Source organism: Pedobacter suwonensis (assembly GCF_007833675.1).
GTDB lineage: Bacteria > Bacteroidota > Bacteroidia > Sphingobacteriales > Sphingobacteriaceae > Pedobacter > Pedobacter suwonensis.
Genome location: NZ_CP031708.1, coordinates 4,770,477 through 4,788,064 on the forward strand (window position 1 = coordinate 4,770,477; position 17,588 = coordinate 4,788,064).

The 17,588-nt window shown below is 38.7% G+C and carries 12 protein-coding genes; 10 read left to right on the forward strand and 2 right to left on the reverse strand.

Features of this window, described 5'->3' with window-relative positions:
• Positions 1 to 2 precede the first annotated feature (2 nt).
• The 3 genes from DV942_RS19700 to DV942_RS19710 all read left to right on the forward strand — a co-directional run bounded on the left by DV942_RS19700 (position 3) and on the right by DV942_RS19710 (position 4,238).
• Positions 3 to 2,564: a TonB-dependent receptor gene (locus tag DV942_RS19700; protein ID WP_145860381.1), complete on the forward strand. Its 2,562-nt coding sequence runs from the start codon at positions 3 to 5 to the stop codon at positions 2,562 to 2,564.
• Positions 2,565 to 2,595: 31 nt separating this feature from the next.
• Positions 2,596 to 3,390 (forward strand): DUF4249 family protein, encoded by a 795-nt coding sequence (locus DV942_RS19705; protein WP_450091359.1) that lies wholly within the window; start codon positions 2,596 to 2,598, stop codon positions 3,388 to 3,390.
• A 257-nt stretch (positions 3,391 to 3,647) separates the two neighbouring features.
• Positions 3,648 to 4,238, forward strand: a complete 591-nt coding sequence (locus tag DV942_RS19710; protein WP_145860386.1) for a DUF6134 family protein — start codon at positions 3,648 to 3,650, stop codon at positions 4,236 to 4,238.
• A 474-nt stretch (positions 4,239 to 4,712) separates the two neighbouring features.
• On the opposite strand, the gene DV942_RS19715 is transcribed toward DV942_RS19710, so the two are convergent.
• Complete coding sequence (locus DV942_RS19715) at positions 4,713 to 4,934, reverse strand: hypothetical protein (RefSeq protein ID WP_145860387.1); 222 nt, start codon at positions 4,932 to 4,934, stop codon at positions 4,713 to 4,715.
• Between the two features lie 26 nt (positions 4,935 to 4,960).
• Complete coding sequence (locus DV942_RS19720; RefSeq protein ID WP_145860389.1) at positions 4,961 to 5,434, reverse strand: hypothetical protein; 474 nt, start codon at positions 5,432 to 5,434, stop codon at positions 4,961 to 4,963.
• 384 nt (positions 5,435 to 5,818) lie between these two features.
• On the opposite strand from DV942_RS19720, the gene DV942_RS19725 reads away from it, so the two are divergent.
• From DV942_RS19725 to DV942_RS19750, 7 genes are all read left to right on the forward strand, one after another.
• On the forward strand, positions 5,819 to 7,003 hold the full coding sequence (locus DV942_RS19725) for a TolC family protein (protein WP_186462361.1): 1,185 nt from the start codon (positions 5,819 to 5,821) through the stop codon (positions 7,001 to 7,003).
• A gap of 10 nt (positions 7,004 to 7,013) precedes the next feature.
• A complete protein-coding gene (locus DV942_RS19730; protein ID WP_244950751.1) occupies positions 7,014 to 8,120 on the forward strand; it encodes an efflux RND transporter periplasmic adaptor subunit in 1,107 nt (368 codons plus the stop codon).
• A gap of 23 nt (positions 8,121 to 8,143) precedes the next feature.
• On the forward strand, positions 8,144 to 10,075 hold the full coding sequence (locus tag DV942_RS24080; protein ID WP_342354891.1) for an efflux RND transporter permease subunit: 1,932 nt from the start codon (positions 8,144 to 8,146) through the stop codon (positions 10,073 to 10,075).
• On the forward strand, positions 10,009 to 11,259 hold the full coding sequence (locus DV942_RS24085; RefSeq protein ID WP_342354892.1) for an efflux RND transporter permease subunit: 1,251 nt from the start codon (positions 10,009 to 10,011) through the stop codon (positions 11,257 to 11,259). Before DV942_RS24080 ends, DV942_RS24085 begins: the two co-directional genes overlap by 67 nt.
• 694 nt (positions 11,260 to 11,953) lie before the next feature.
• The gene (locus tag DV942_RS19740) at positions 11,954 to 12,451 is read left to right on the forward strand and encodes a hypothetical protein (RefSeq protein WP_450091360.1); all 498 of its coding nucleotides are present in this window, start codon (positions 11,954 to 11,956) and stop codon (positions 12,449 to 12,451) included.
• Between the two features lie 60 nt (positions 12,452 to 12,511).
• Positions 12,512 to 15,664: a hypothetical protein gene (locus DV942_RS19745; RefSeq protein ID WP_145860396.1), complete on the forward strand. Its 3,153-nt coding sequence runs from the start codon at positions 12,512 to 12,514 to the stop codon at positions 15,662 to 15,664.
• Positions 15,664 to 17,523 carry a clostripain-related cysteine peptidase gene (locus DV942_RS19750; RefSeq protein WP_145860398.1) on the forward strand — a complete coding sequence of 620 codons (1,860 nt, stop codon included), beginning with the start codon at positions 15,664 to 15,666 and terminating at the stop codon, positions 17,521 to 17,523. The genes DV942_RS19745 and DV942_RS19750 overlap by 1 nt, the downstream gene beginning before the upstream one ends.
• Positions 17,524 to 17,588 lie beyond the last annotated feature (65 nt).

Sequence of the window (17,588 nt, forward strand, 5' to 3'; positions counted from 1 at the left end):
ACATGAACACAATCACAGTAAAGGATTTTATTTCGATAAAGCTGATTGTTTTTTGTGTTTTTTTACTGCTAAAGGTGAATGTTTATGGCCAACAGCAGTTGCTGAACAAAAAAATAAGTATTCGTTTATCAGATTCTTCTCTTCTACAGGCACTTGATTTAATGAGTACTGAGTATTCGGTGCCTTTATCTTATGATCCTGAACTGATTCCCGGTGAACACAAAGTTGACAGGGCATTTGTGAATGTATCTATTGCTGAAATACTTAAGGCCGTACTGGCCGGAACTGGTCTGACCTATAAAATACTACACAATGAAATTATCATTATTCCGATAGATAAAGTTAGCTTAAGCGGCAGGATCGTTGATGCTGAAAGTGGCGAAGACCTTATCGGTGCGAGTTTATATATTCCCGAACTTAAGCAGGGAGTGATCAGTAATGGTTATGGATTTTATTCATTAACAGTACCGCCAGGGAGGTACGAAATCCAGGTCAGTCTTGTTGGCTATACCACACTTAAAACTACTTGTTCGTTGGTTTCTAATGAAAACAAAGTATTCCAACTACAGAGAAAGGTTCTGGAACTGCAGGAAATTCAGGTAAGGCAGCCAGATGAAAAAGATTCATCTGCGTTCTTAAGTCCCGGAAAAACATTTAACTGGGCCAATGGCCGTCAGCGTGCATATTTTAAAGGCGAAAGTGATCTGATTAAAGCGCTTCAAATGGAAAATGGCATTACTGCTTTAACTGAAGGTAGTAGCTATATGTTTATCAGGGGTGGGAATAAAGATCAAAATCTAATCATTTTAGATGAGGCCACCGTTTACGGTCCGTCGCATCTTTTCGGCCTAACATCCGTTTTTAATCCCGATGCGCTAAAAAACATTCAAACTTTTACTGGCGCAATGCCTGCCAATTTCGGCGGCCGTTTATCATCGGTTATTGATGTGCGTACGGCTGATGGTGATGACAAACAGCTGCGATTGAAAGGAGGAGTGAGTTTGCTCACAGCAAGGGCTTCGTTAGAAGGTCCAATCGTTAAAGATAAGAGTTCTTTTCTTTTTGCCGCCCGCAGAAGCCTAAATAATCTTTTAAGCCACGACCTTGAATTGTTTGATCTGCGCCCTGCATACTATGATCTTAATTTTAAGCTCAATTATAAACTAAGTCAGAATAACAGGGTTTTCGCTTCTGCTTATGTAGGTAGGGATAGGGTTAATTCATCTAATGGGTACCTTAATAAATGGGGCAACCAGACAGCTACCTTAAGGTGGAACCATATCTTCGGGCCGAAACATTTTGTTAACCTTTCGGCAATCTATAGCAATTACAAAAATATACTCAGTATCAATGCAGATTCCTCACAGGGAACAAACAGGTGGATCACCGGGATCAGGGATGTAACCTTAAAGGGTGATTTTATAAATTATCCCAATCCACACCACCAGTTTCTTTATGGTTTTAGCAGTATTTATCACCTTTTTATCCCAGGAGAGAGCAGTAGTTCGGTTTACAATAATATTTCTCGTGTGAGGGCAAACGAACACGCCCTTTATTTTTCACATAAACTCTCCCCCTGGAAAAAAATCAAGCTGAATTACGGGTTGAGGATGAGCTATTTTAATACCATTTCAAATGAAAGAACCTATGATCTGGACGAACAGTTTGAACCTGTAATTGTAGACGCGGCAAATAAAAAAGGCTTTTTACGCTGGGAGCCAAGGTTATCTTTACAGTACATGCCAGGTGCAAACGGTTCGTTACTATTGAGTTATAACCGTAATTATCAATACCTTCAGCTGGTGCAAAATGATGAGCTTGCATTTTCTTCGTTAGAAAGCTGGATTCCTTCAGGTATAAACTTGTTGCCCCAGCGATCTGATTTTATCTCCCTCAGCTATAAAGATATTTTGTTTGGAGGAAGTTATATCTTTGATGTATACTATAAGAAAATGCAGCACCAGCTTGAATTAACCGATCATGCCCAGCTGATCTCCAATAGTTTTATAGAGGGCGAATTGCGTCCTGGTTTTTCAAATGCATATGGAATAGAGTTTTCCTTTTCTAAAAACATCGGTAACTTTAAGGGTAATTTAATGTACGCCTTTTCTAAAGTTTACCGTACCATAAATGGTATCAATGAGGGAAGGCGTTACCCCGCAGGATATAACATTCCGCATGTTTTAAAGCTTAATTTATCTTACCAGATTTCCAGAAACTTCTCCGCAAATTCTTTCTTTACCTATAGCACTGGCCGTCCGCTTACCTCTCCAATTGGTTATTATGAGCAGAATGGTTTGAAAGTACCTATTTATGGAGATCGGAACTCGTCAAAAATGCCCGATTATCATCGCCTTGATCTTACCATCCAGTGGACACCTGCTCCAATAGCGGTGCGGAACAGAAACTGGTTTAATACCTTTAGTGTAGGATTGTTTAATGTTTATAACCATAGGTCTCCGTTGTTTTACAGGATCAACCAGCAGGATCTGCAGGAGTTGAACTTTGATCAGCAATCTTTCTCCGGGAGGACATTAGGCCTGTCATATACCTTCAAATTCTAAAAGGATGCATTTAAAATCAGTTTTTTCGATAATGGTTACAGCTTTTCTCTTTATAGGATGTAAAAAGGAAGGATCTGTTAATGAAATCCCTTATGATTTAACTATAGAGGGTGGCATCAACACCTATACTACCCAACAGTTTATCAGGATTACCAAACCAGCATCCTTAGATCGGGATCATGCATCGGCAGTTTCAAATGCCACGGTAAGCATTAACGATGGCCAGCATGATATTCCACTTAAAGAAATTTCTTCATCCGGAGTTTACTCGGGTGTGGTAATGCAGAATAAAAATTTTTTCAAGGGCTATACCCTTACGGTTATTTATAACAATAAAAAATATACGGCAACGGATACATTATTACCGGTTTTGCCGATAGATTCCACCTATATTCCGGCTGTGGTTACCAATAGAAATGGAGGATACCGGGTTACCATACCCAAACATACTTTCGGAACTTCTACAGCACAACAATGGTTGATCCTGGCAACAGGGAAAACCTGGACGGAAAGTAAATTTGACGAAAATTTCCCTTTCAGTTATTCTCATACTTTCGGGACACCTGATGCCCTGCACCCATTAACCCAACAATCGAGGGTACTTGATCTGGCGATAAGTGATCACGTTAATATTTATAAATTTTCACTGTCTGAAGCTTATAGCACTTACCTGTATAACCTTTTTCAGGAAACAGACTGGAAAGGATTGCTATCTTCCGTTCCAGGAAACGTTAAAGGCAATATTTCTGGTAAAGCAAGTGGCTTTTTTTATGCAACAGATGTAGAAATGCAAGAGCGCCCGTTAAAAACGTTAGCAGGCAAATGAATTTACTTCTTACCTTATAGGTCTCACCTAAAGTTGATGGAATTCTAACGGCCTTGCGCTACCGCACTTAAAGGTCACTACCCGACTTAAACATACAACCTCTTATTCTAAGCAGAACATATCCAAATTAGGACTTTTTAGTGTATCTGCTGTCATCATTAAAAACGCCCGTTAATTTTTAACCTGTTTGCTATTAATTGAAAGATCAGGGGATTTAAATTTCAGGATAGGTGCGGTTCCACTAGATATAAAGTGATATGAAAAAGTGTTTATTAATGGCTATTATGGTACTTATCGGCCAAGTTGTGTTTGCACAGTCGCAATCACACACGTACAACGTATTTTATAATGAAAAAAACGTTGGAAAGATGTTGATCACTAAAACAGGCAATGATCAGGATTGCGTTATCAGGTTAAATTTTACCGCTAATTTTAACGTAGTGCTTAAAAGCATTCTTATTGAGGGGCAGGAAGAAGCCATGTTTGAAAAAGGAATACTGAAATATTCTACCGTATTGCGAAAAGTTAATGGCAAGGTTCGGACCAATAAGCAGACCAGGATAGCCAACGGGACCTACAGTGGCGTTGATGAAGGAACAGTTCAATCTGTTGATGTACCGGAAATCCGTTCGAATTTTCTAAGCATATTATTTTTTGAACCTGTTGGCCGGCAGCATATTTATGCAGATAACCTTTTGCAAAATGTTAAGGTAGTTAATAAATCGGCACATACTTATCAAATTCCCTTACGCAATGGTAGCTATAATCAATATACCTATGTAAATGGGAAATGCGCTGCAATTGAGTTGAATACACCGTTTTTGAAACTGAAATTAAAGCGGATCTGATCGCTGCGTTTCCAGTTTTTCTGGGAAGCTATTTTTCCTGATTACAGATCCTTCGCTTCACTATCATTGTCAGAATTCACTAGAATGCTCGTCATTCTCGCGCATGCGGGAATCTTAAAATACTTGCATTAAATTATTCGCGAGATTTCCTTTTCTAATCGTCATTCAGGAGCATGCTTCGGCTCCCCATCAAGTCCGGAATGACGATCTCTTGAAGAATATTAGCAACTGGAAATTTACCTGTCAAGAATATTGATTTTATACAATAAATTACTGCTCGGGCTGAAAGAGTTCAACAAAAATGTTCGCCATTGTAAGAAGGAATCCTGAAGTTTTGAGCAGGTAATCTTTTATGTTATCAATTTGCTTAAAAGATTGCTTAAATATATTGATAGCTGTTTTATTTAAGACCTTTCGTTGCGCTCAGTATAACAGCAAAAAAAGGTGCCAGATTTACGCTGGCACCTTTTAAGATTAATTTTTCTTTGCAGGTTTTGGATGCATTACTGGCCTGCTACCTACAAGGGGCTCTTTTTTCTCCTCTTTTTTAGTGGCTTTTGCCGGAAGTTCCCTTTTTGTCGTATCCTTTTTTAATGATTTTTGAGCTGGTTTTGTTTGTGCATTAACCGTTGAAGTTAACAAGCCTGCTACCATAAAAGTGAACATGGTACCTTTCAAAATTGATTTGATTTTCATGATGTTTTAATTTAAGTGTATAATAATTAATTACTGTTTTTTAATGATAACAAACCGCTTATTTCTCCATTGGGAAATCGGGAAGAGATTACGTGTACTGAGATTTTTTGACCTATTAGCGATGCCTGATCAACATCGCCTAAAATTACTTCACCCTTAACAGGAGAAACATACTTCGCTTTTGGTTTTTTAACGGTACCTACAACAGCATTTTTTTCATTTCTGAATTCGATCAGAGATGGTTCAATCTCTTTAAAATAGAGCGCAAATATTAGTTTTTTACTGGTGATGGAATATAGCCCCGATAAATTTCCGCTAGCTTTCGAACCGGTTTTAGTCATGCTGCCGTCCACCAGCGAAGTGATCCGGTAGGTGGCTTCTTTTTGCCGTGATGAATTGGGTCTTTGCAGTGTGTTTTTTTTGCAGGCACTCATGCTGGCTATGGTCATGCAGGTTATTCCGATGGCAGCAATATGCTTGAATTTAATTGGTGTTTTCATGCTGAACCTTATGATGTGTAAATGAAGTCCGTGTTATTAGGTGGACTTACCTTTAAGACCGTCCATTCTTTTTAAAGTCCTAATGGTTTTTTGAAATTTTTTCTAAGCAAAATCCTGGTGGCTATATCCGATCAGATTCCTTGGGCATTTTTACGATAAGCTTTAATCTTTTGTGTGCTGGTAGGATCCTTTTCTGATCTGCTTTTCAATGAAAAATTGTGTTGGGACTATTTTTCAGATCTGGTGTCTTAGAGTCAAATTCAAAATATCCAAACGTACCCAATGTGTATACTTCGTTTCCAAAAAATCAATTTATGCAGGTATTTAACTGCTTGTTTGATTTGTTTATCAACCCTCGGGCTGCATGCCCAAAACAGGGATACCGTGAGTTTATCCCTTCCACAAATAGAAGCCAGGTTTCTAAGTCATAACCTGAAACTGATTGCGCAATACTATCATATCGACAGGGCCAATGCAGAAATCATAACGTCAAAATTATTTCCGAATCCGGTGTTCTCCTTTGGCCAGGGGCTATATACCAAAAGTCGGGATACGAATGTTTTTAGTCAGCAAACTTATGGGATCTCCCAATTAATCTTAACTGCCGGAAAGCGTAATAAAGCCCTTCAGCTGGCTCAAGTAACGGCAGAAAATGCCAGATATGAGTTTTTTGATCTGGTAAGAACATTAAAATTCAGTTTAAGGAGTAGTTTTTATAACCTCTATTTTTTACAAGAATCCCTTAATTTATATCAGCAGGAGATCGCTTCGTTACAAAAAACACTACAGGCCTTCCAATTACTAAACCGAAAGGGTAATATTTCTCAGAAAGAGGTACTCAGGATACAGTCACTGGTATATTCCATCCAGAGTGAGCAGGTTGCATTGATCACACAAACGCATGAACTTCAGGCAGAGCTCAGTCATCTTATTGGTGAAGATGGAAAAATCGTGGTGAAGCCAGCTTTCTCACCTATGGCGGCCAATGGGAATGATGTTTCCAAAATACCATTCCAGGCTTTCTTGGATTCGGCACTTTTAAACAGGCAGGATTTGAAAATAGCAAAATCCAACATCAATTATCATATAGCTAACCTGAAACTTCAAAAAGCTATGGCTTATCCTGATCTCACGCTTTCACTCAATTATGATAAAAAAGCCGGATACGGACTTAAATATATTTCAGGAGGTATCTCCATTCCTTTGCCCATTTTCAATAGGAACCAGGGCAACATCAGGTTGGCCCGTGTAATGTTGGATCAAAGTAAGGTTTTAATGCAGGACCAGCAGAATACAGTACAGAATGAATTGGCAGCAGGTTATGAAGATGCGGTCAAACTTGAAAAAGTATATCGAACATTTGATCCAAAATTCAGAGATAATTATAGGCAACTGATTATTGAGGTATATAAAAACTATGAAAAACGAAATATCAGCCTTGTCGAGTTCTTAGACCTGTATACCTCATTTAAAATGAATGTGATCCAAATGAATAATCTCCAGCTCCAAAGAATAATGACTTTGGAAAAGCTCAATTTCTTAACTGCAAGTCAATTCTTTAACCCTTAAACTCCTTATCATGAACAATCAATTTTTAAACACATATCTAATAATAGGTATGTGCGCTTGTCTTACTGTCTGCTCATCAGGTTGTAGCCGTACGTCTGGGAGAACCAATCAAAAAAAAGAAAAGTTCACTGTTACAAGCGAACTGCTTAGGGAACTTTTGGTCGATACCGTTAAAACTGCATCTCAAAGTACTTTAGTTAATTTGAGTGGTAAAATTCAGGCAGACGAAAGTAAAATGATCAAAATTTTTCCGCTGGTTAGCGGTATAGCCGGAAATGTTAATATTCAGCAGGGTGATGCCGTAAAAAAGGGACAATTGCTTACCACATTAAAAAGCCCCGAAATGGCAGGTTTTGCTAAAGATGCCATGACTTCCGAAACAGAATTGAGAAATAGCCGCCGGGCATTGGAAGTGGCAGAAGACCTTTACAAAAGTGGTCTTGCCTCTCAAAAGGATCTGGAAGCGGCCAAGGGAGAATATCAAAAAGCAAAAGCCGAAACCCAAAGAAGCAGGGTAGTCATGGGCATTAATAAAGGTAATTCCAAATTAGCATACGAGTTGAGAGCGCCGATCTCCGGATTTGTAATTGAAAAAAATGTGACCAGCAATATGCAGGTACGCACAGATAACGGACAAAACCTGTTTACAGTGGCAGATCTTTCTACCGTTTGGGCAATTTTAAATATTTATGAATCTGATGTTTCGAAAATAAAAACCGGAGATGCGGTCAGCATTTCTACCATTGCTTATCCGGATAGAAATTTTGAGGGTAGAATTGATAAAATATATGACATTCTTGATCAGGATAACCGGGTGATGCGGGCAAGAGTGAAAATCAGAAATACAGATTTCGCGCTAAAACCAGGAATGTTTGCAAATATAAAAGTAACCGGGCATTCAGTCGATCACCTGCCCTTTGTGAATAGCCGTTGCCTGGTTTTTGATAAAGACAAGAATTTTGTTTTGGTATTGGATAAAAAAGCGCATGTACGCATTCAGGAGGTAGAGTTGGCCAGACGGATGGAAGACCTCGTTTTTATCAGCAAAGGCCTAAATGCAGGTGACCGGGTCATCGCCTCCAGACAAGTTTACCTATACCAATCCCTTAAAAATTAAGTTAAACCTTATCAATTCATCTTGTGAATAAATTCATCAAATCTGTCCTTACTTTTTCCCTGAAAAATAGGTTTTTTATCTTTTTACTTACTTTTCTTTTAACGGTTGCAGGTTATATCAGTTTTAAAAATACCCCGATCGACGCATTTCCGGACGTAACCAATACCACCGTTACCATTATTACCCAATGGCCTGGCAGAAGTGCTGAAGAGGTAGAAAAGTTCATTACCAGGCCCATAGAAATTGCAATGAATCCTGCTGAGAAAAAAATGACGATCAGATCGTCGTCTCTATTTGGGCTATCGGTAATCAAAATCAGTTTTATGGACGGGGTTGATTATGCATTTGCCCGGATGCAAGCAAATAATCTCCTTGCTATGGCCAGCCTTCCTGAGGGTATAAGTCCTGTTATACAACCTCCCTACGGCCCCACTGGCGAAATTTTTAGATTTACACTCACCAGCAATAAAAAATCGGTAAAAGAATTGAAAACCATCCAACAGTGGGTGGTTGAAAAAGAAATCAGGGCCGTTCCCGGGGTGGCTGATGTAAGTAGTTTTGGTGGCGAAACCAAAACCTATCAAATTACGGTTGACCCGAAAAAGGCGTTGGAATTTGGGGTAACGCCGGTAGAAATATTCTCTGCGGTTTCTAAAAGTAACATGAATGTAGGTGGTGATGTGATTGAACAGAACGGACAGGCCTTTGTGGTCAGGGGTATCGGACTTTTGAACAATATTGATGAAATCAAAAATATCATCATTACCCATATTAAGGGACTTCCTGTTTATGTCAAAAATATTGGAGAGGTAACCGAATCATCACTGCCGAGGCTTGGTCAGGTAGGACGAGATACAGATCCTGACGCAGTTGAAGGGATAGTTCAGATGCGTAAAGGGGAAAATCCAAGTGAAGTAATTGAGAAATTAAAGGTTACCATCAATAAACTTAATCAAGATATTTTACCTGATGATGTAAAGATAAAAACCTTCTACGACAGAGAAGTATTGATCAGCTATGCTACAAATACTGTACTTCATAATATGATGGAGGGGATTGTATTGGTTACCCTGGTGGTATTTTTGTTCATGGCCGACTGGAGAACAACAGTAATTGTTGCGGTAGTGATTCCATTAGCTCTTCTTTTTGCTTTTATCTGCCTAAAGTTAAAAGGTATGCCGGCAAACCTGCTTTCTATGGGAGCAATTGATTTTGGGATTATCATTGATGGGGCAGTGGTGATGATGGAGGGTATTTTTGTGGTGCTCGACCATAAGGTGAAAGAAATTGGCATGGAAAAATTTAACAGGTTAAGTAAACTTAGTCTGATCAAAAAAGCATGCCTGGTAAATGGTAAAGGAATTTTCTTTGCCAAAATGATTATCATCGCAGGTTTGCTGCCAATCTTCAGCTTCCAGAAAGTAGAAGGAAAAATGTTTTCTCCTTTGGCCTGGACTTTAGGTTTTGCTTTGCTCGGTGCCTTGTTGCTAACTTTTACCGTGGTACCGGTATTGGCAAGTTTTTTATTAAAAAGGAATGTGCGCGAAAAACACAATTTGTTTATCGTTTGGCTCAGCCGTAACTGTATTGCTGCATTTGATGTGTGTTTTAGACACAAAAGGGCAAGTTTTTTTACTGCCATGGCTGTAATGTTTGCTGGTCTTGCCTGCTTCAAGTTTGTTGGATCGGAGTTTTTGCCACAACTCAATGAAGGATCTATTTATGTGCGGGCAACAGGTCCTTTAAGTACTTCTTTAACAGAATCGGTTAAGTTATCCGATCAGATGAGAAAGGTTTTTTTAACATTTCCTGAAGTGAAACAGGTAATTTCTCAAACCGGCAGGCCCGATGGGGAAGTGATGCCACGGGGTTTTACAACCAGGAGTTTTTGGTTGATCTATTTCCAAAAAATGAATGGGCAAGAAAAATCAGTAAAGATGAACTTATTGGGATGATGAATGAACGCCTCAAAGTATTTCCGGGCATAGATTTGAATTTTTCGCAGCCCATATCCGATAATGTAGCTGAAGAGGTTTCGGGGGTAAAAGGTTCCATTGTAATTAAAACGTTCGGGCAAGATCTTAAGGTTACCGAAGAAAAAGAGAAAAAGATTTATCAGATTATGAAAGGAATTAAAGGAGTTGATGATCTGGCTATTTTATATAATCTCGGTCAACCCGAGTTACTGATCAAACCAGATCAGGCTAAAATGGCTCTTTTTGGCGTAACTACGGCGGATGCCAATGCCGTTATACAAATGGCCATAGGCGGCCAGTCTGCTACGCAGATTTATGAAGGCGAACGTAAGTTTGACTTGAGGATCCGTTATCCTGAAAGTTTCAGGAACAGTAGCGATGCTATCGGAGATTTAAGAGTACCCACACTTTCAGGGACAAAAATTCCGTTAAGGGAAATCGCAACAATTGAAAAAAAGATCGGTCCAAGTATTATTTATCGCGACAACGGAATGCGATATGGTGCTATCAAATTTTCTATCAGGGGACGCGACATGGGAAGTACCATTGCTGAAGCACAACAAAAAATTAAGGAAAATGTAAAGATGGATAAAGGTTTCTTTTTAGAATGGGCAGGCGATTTTGAAAACCAGAAGCGTGCTACAGCCCGCCTGCAACTGGTGGTTCCCATTTGTCTGCTGGCAATTTTTCTGATTTTATTTGTTCTTTTTGGATCCATCAAAGATTCCCTGTTGGTGCTGAACAATGTGCCGTTTGCCATTACCGGAGGTATATTGGCGCTTTTATTCACACAGGTCAATTTCAGTATTTCTGCTGGAATTGGATTTATCGCCTTGTTTGGTATCTGTATCCAAAACGGTGTAATCCTCTTAACCAAATTTAAAAGCAACATGGTCGAGTTAAAATCAAATCCTCACACGACATTCACCGATGCTTTACGTGATGCGATGGGCGATCGCCTCCGTTCGGTAGTGATGACAGCAATGATGGCTGCCATTGGTTTATTGCCTGCAGCTGTTTCATCAGGCATAGGATCAGAGGCATCCAAGCCATTGGCTATAGTGGTAATAGGCGGACTGATTACCAACACCTTTTTTAACCTGTTTATTTTTCCAATAGTTTTTTTCTGGTCTTATAAAAGGCAGGTAATAAATGCAAAATAGCTCGTATCAACACGCTGTTACAACTGGTTTGAATAGGCCAGAATAAGCATAATTAAGGCAAAATGTTCCAATCATTTTGCCTTATGCACTTTTAGGAATTACTGAGTAAAAACAATTTCCACGCATATTAAGGCTTTTATTGCCATCTTCTACTCCAGATACCATCTTAATATTTTTTCTTCATAGAGTTTTACTTAAAATAATAAAAATATTATATTCGTAAAGCAGTTATCTTTAAGATGCAATAACTGTTCAGAATTATCTAACAATAATTTTGAAGAAACAATCCGGATACGCAACGCTCTCAGATCACAACTCTTTCTCGTTGCAACTGTATTGCACAAGGCCATTTTCTATTCGCCATAAATGGGCTGATATTTTTTGTGCCTAAAAATGGATTTAACGACCAAATATAGTTGATATGCAAACAATAATAACCTTAATGCGGGCTTTGGCAAAAAATGCCAGAGACAAATCAAATAATAAGCCAGCTTGTGTAGGCTCATATCACCGTTTTTAACTAAGTCGATTTTTGAAACCATTGCCGATTGATGATAAATTGCTGAGCAATCTGTATTCGACTGGCTAATCATCTTATAAAGACTAAGTGGAGTCCAGAGACCACCAAGCAAACGGGGCATCATCCGAAAAGCCAGAGGAGTAGGAAAAATAAGAACTTAAAAAAATGAGTAACATGAATCTTCAGTTGGGCGTACAGTTCCAATTACTTAAAACCAAATTAGTAGCAGTTTATGAAAAAGCCGGGAACGATTCTTCTTTTCTTTTGATGCCAACAAATTTGGAGGAAGTAGGTAGCGCTACCTTAGGAGAAATGATGCAAGATTTAACAACTGCCTTTAGTGATAGTGTAGATACAGAAAAGATAAAATCTGATCTTCAAGCATTAAGTGCTGATAAGCCTGAATCTAAGTTTAAGTTAGATAACTTGAAATTTAGCTTGAAAACCGCTTACATTTATGTAAAAGGAAATGTGAAGGAATATGCTTTTGCCATTGAGGTAGATTTTGGAGATGCCGTTCCTGATTTAGGATTCGTAACAATTGAGAAGTTGGCTTTTAAAATCTGGAATACGAAAAAGAATGTCGTATTGAAGCAGCTAAATTTAGATACCATTGAAAATTTAGTTAGTAAGCTCAATGTACCTGAAAAACAACTGGTCAAAGGAGAATAACCAGCGATTTAGGATAGTTTAGATTAAGCAGCGCTGCCAAAGCATAATTTTTGATTTCAAATGAGCAACCAGACCAATATCGCTTTTTCGGCAACCGGGAAGATTTTTGAGTTAGATGCCTCAGTAACCATCATGGTAAATAACAATGAAAAATTGATTTTTGGAGAGCTTGACACCAGTCGCGCTAAAATCAAAGATTTGTTGAATAACAATGAGTTAGGTGTGGATGGGCTGGTTGACCAATTTACGTTATTTAATAGCTTATCCGGGACCTTTAAAGCACAGGTGCTGAAAGCTGCAGGTGTCTGGTCTGTGGTGATTCATTACGATAAAGATGTGGCAGGTGATAAAGCTTTTCTTTATGCCAACGTAGTGGTGCTAACCGATGCTAAACAGTTGGCTTTAAGTATAGATACCGGTTTTTTTCGGAATGGCAATGCATTGGAGCAGTTCATTTATGATACAATGACTTTTTTTAGTATAAAAAAAGTAGCGCTAATCGTCAGGAACAAAACCTCCGATGCAATTAACCAGTATTTGAGGCGAACCGCATCAGGTCATTTTCCCGATATGGTCATGTCAGACCGCTTTAGCCAGCAGTTGGTTGCTAACTCATTGTTTGATCTGAAAAATAGTGATAGTGCATTTGGAAAGGGACTTTATCAATTAACAGGTCTGGATCATATTGATCTGATCATAGGAACGGCGTTAAACGCTTCAGCATTTGAAGCAATGCTGATCAGTTCCGATATCAAAAAAGAAGGTTATGAAATTGAAAATTTGTATTTCGGCATTAAACAGCATAATGGATTCTACTTAGCGGCAGGAGGGAAGCTCAATTTTCCATTGGAAGAAGATGTGTTAACCTTTGTTCTTGCCGGAAGCCTGTCCGTTTCTTCCTTTAACCTGTCTGCCTCTTCAAGCTATAAAATACCGATAAACAATAAGATTAGCCTGAGCGATTTAGGTTTGATGATTGGCGTTGGGGCAACTGGTGTTACTTTCGGCATGACTGGTAGGGTAACAACCAATAATATATCCATTTTTGCAGGGTTTATTGTGAGCCAGGCTAATATTGGATTAATTACCGCTGCAATTACCTCTACCAAGGGCAGGACTTCCCTAAAGGATATTATTGTTGATATTGCGGAAGTTGATTTTCCTGGAATAGAGTTCCTCGATGTGGTAGCCTTGGCTGATTTTGAAATCAATAACGCTAAAATGTCCCAATGGACATACCCATCTCATCCGGATAATACCGATAAAGCGGAGATTTTAAAGAACTTCAATTCAAGCCTGCCAACTGAACTCGCCATACCTGCCGTTGAAAATCTTCAGGTTTCTGATTTAGGAGGCAACCACCAATGCATCGTTACCGATACCTCAACCATGCGCCATTACCGGGTTGATACCTCGGGAGCCATATCTCTAAACTGCCAGCTGTTTATATGTACTCAGCCTACCGTAATTGGAAATTACCAGATGAATGTGGGCTTTTTTCTCTGTGGTACCATCGAAATCTTTAATGTAAAGGCAAGAGGACTTTTCCTGATCGAACCTGGTAACGCTATTTTAGCATTGATTGAAATTTCAAAGATTGATATCAAGGGAATATTTGAATTGACGAGGTCCCGAAAAACAATGCCTATGGAACCTGTAAAGGGTGGGCTGGCGAGCGCGCTGATAAAAGCAGATGCTCAAGGCCCGGTATTGTATTTAAATGTTAACAGGGCAACAAAAAAACTCGAATTTTATTTAAGTGCTTATGTCAATATCTTAAATATTTTTCAGTTGGATGCCCTGATTCTCCTTAAAGACAGGATGGTATTTATTGATCTGGAACTGCAATATGTTGGTTTTAAAATCCTTTTTCATTTAGAAGGAAACTATGCCAATTTTTCGAGCAGTGGATTTAATGCGCGTGTGGTGTTTGATACCAGTGGATTTATCAAGCTTTTGGAAGAAGCACAGAATGCAGTGCGGGATGCAGCCAGGACCGTGCAAAATTCTATAGAAAATGCAAACCGAAAATTGACTGAAGCCCAACAGCAGATCTTAAATCTGAATAATACAATAAATGAGTATAACAATTACATCAGAGATTATGGTAATAGAAGAGCAGATGCTTCTTGGTGGCGGGTGGATGAAAAAATTTATTATTCAGCTCAGATTTTATACTATGAAACCCTAAAAGTAGGTGTAAATGTGGCTATCGGAGTAGCGTATGGTGCTTTAGAGATAGCGAAGGCAGCTTTAACGCTTGGCGGTAAAATTGCATCAGGAGCTTTGGAAGCGGTAGCTAATATTTTAGGCGCCATTACCAGGTTATTTTGGATCAAATCTTTTGCATTGGGCATGGAATTTACCCCTGATGCCAAAAAAATAGAAGCTGAACTTGAATTGACCGTTTTTGGAAATGATATCACATTAAAAGGCTCGTTGGATATCGATAAAGCAATGAATGATATGGGTGCTTTGATTACCGGTTTTGTAAAGGATAAACTATCTGCTAAAACGAAAGAAGTGACCTCAAATATCAATAACGGCATTTTCAGAACTTTAAGTTCAGAAACGGATTATCATATGTTAACACCTAAGCTGCAAAGCATTGCCCAAAATAAAAAGGACTATTATGACTTGCTCGAATTTCATGAAATGATAGAAGATTTTCTGGTCGAATCGAATAAGAAATACCTGACCGAGTATGAAAAACAACCCGACGACTGGCAACAAAACATATGCGAAATGGAAGAAGTAAAAATCAAAAATGACGTGATCCAGCGCGAGTGTGTGGAAGCCTTTGACGATGAGTTTGTAAATTCATTGGATGAGGTGATTACATTGGTACGGGAAAACCAGGTGAGAGCCAATATTTCTAATGAAGCGGATCAGCAAATGACCGATCTTCTGAATCTTGTTAGGGATATCAATAATCAGAAAACAGTTGCAAGAAGTTTGAGGAGCGAAAGACGTTCTTTGTTTTCAAGGGTAGAAAATGTTGTTGAAGATAATAACGAGGTTAAAAGATCATTTAAGGCCAGTAGCGATTTTGACATCGATCAGGCCAATGAGAATTATGCAGATGGATTGTCAGAATTGCTGAAAAAAACCTTCCCGGATAATACGAATGAATATAGCGAGGAATTTAAAGAATCTGTTGCCGCAGCCATTTATCAATTTAGAAACCCTCCACAAGTTAACCCGAGAAGATAATGGGCCTTATTAAAACAAATGTCCGTATACTGTTCATACTGGCTGCACTGGTATTTTACGCCGTTACCAGCCATGGCCAAAACCTGGAGCCTAAACGCAGTTTTGTACTGCTGATCTATATGAATGGTTCAGACCTGGAAAGCAAGCATGAATTGGCCAGTGAAGACATTAATGAGATTATCCGTTCCTATAAAAGCACTGAGGATAATTTTGCAACGGTGATTTTGCATGGTGGGACTAAAAAGTGGCATTTTTCTGAGCAGATCTCCGGCGATAGCCTTACTTATAGTAAGGTGACCAAAGAGGGGTTTGAAAAAGTAAAAGTAACAGCAAACAAAAGTATAGGAGATCCATCAACCTTGGTTGATTTTATTTCTTTTAGTAAAGAGAACTTCCCGGCAGAAAGATATGGGCTGATTTTTTGGAATCATGGAAGAGGCAGTGTGCATGGTTTTGGTTACGATGAATTATTTCCTGAAGATATTTCTCTTTCCCTGCATGAAATGGGAGAGGCTTTCGCAGATTTGAAACGTAGCCAAAATGATTTGGATCTGGATTTTATAGGTTTTGATGCCTGTTTAATGGCAACTATCGAAACCGCCACTGTATTTGCACCTTATGCTGATTATATGATAGCTTCTCAGGAACTTGAACCAGGCAATGGCTGGAATTATGAATATATCATCAACACCTTATCTACTCAACCAAACCTAAAAACAGTTGATCTTCTGGAGGGAATTGCAAAATCATATATTGATGCCTATTCGTATCAACCTTATTTGCAAGCAACCTTATCAGTAATCGCGCTTGATAAAGTAGCTGCTTTAAATGCAAGTGTAGGAAACCTGATCAGTAAAATTTCTGCAAATCTGAATTCAACCTATCCGGCTAAAGAAGCTTTTAAACAGAAATCCAATGACAGGGCCAGGTCCAAATCATTCGGATTACCTTCTTTTTCGTTCGCGGCTGAAGATATGATTGATATTTCCAGCTTTTTTAAAATAGCAGCGAAAAGCACTGACACATTGTTTGGCGATTTTGAGAAAAAGCTGAAAGATGCAGTTGTGTGCAATGTTTATTCAAAAAACTTAGATAAAGACGCCATTTCAGGTCTTTCGGTGTATTTTCCTTATTATAACAGAAAAACCGCCAGTCAACTAAAAGATTATCTGCTAACACCATTCAATATAGAATTTGAAAAATTTATCGAAAATTATGTAGCCGAACTGATTGGAGGAGATGCGGATAGCGTTTTTGTTAAAGATTCCGGAAGAAAGCTAAATGCAGCCATGTTGGTTAACACCAATAAGATTTATTTAAATATCAGAAGGTTAACGGGAGGCAGTACGTTGGTGTCGTACGGATTGGATGCGTACGATACTAATGTAGATGACCGCGGATACATCACCCTGTATGGCGGGAATAAAAAATGGGACGCCAGGTGGATCAGTATCAACGATATCAACGTCTGTGCATTTATGGGACTCTCCAACCAATCGGGGATATCATATAATGTGCCTGTACTTTTGAATGGAAAACAAGCAGAGCTGGTAATAAAGTATTTTAATGTTGGAGGAAAGAATCTGGCTAAAGTAACCGGATATCGGGAGATTTCTGCTGAAGGGATTACAGATAAAATTAAGAGCCTGCAGGCGTATGATGAAATTACTTTTCTGGGTCAGAATAGTATTGATGGATCAATGAGTATCACATTGGGTAAACTGCTTATCGCTGATCCTTTAGCTTTAGACGTCAAACTTTCAACCATGCCAAAAGGAAATTATCAGGTAGGGTTTTGTATGGTCGATTTTTATGGCAATAAACACTATACCAAATTTGAAGATTATATCATTAATTAAAAACCTCGTTACTACAGACCTAAATAGATTGATGATCAGATCATCATACCAACTAGCTTTATACT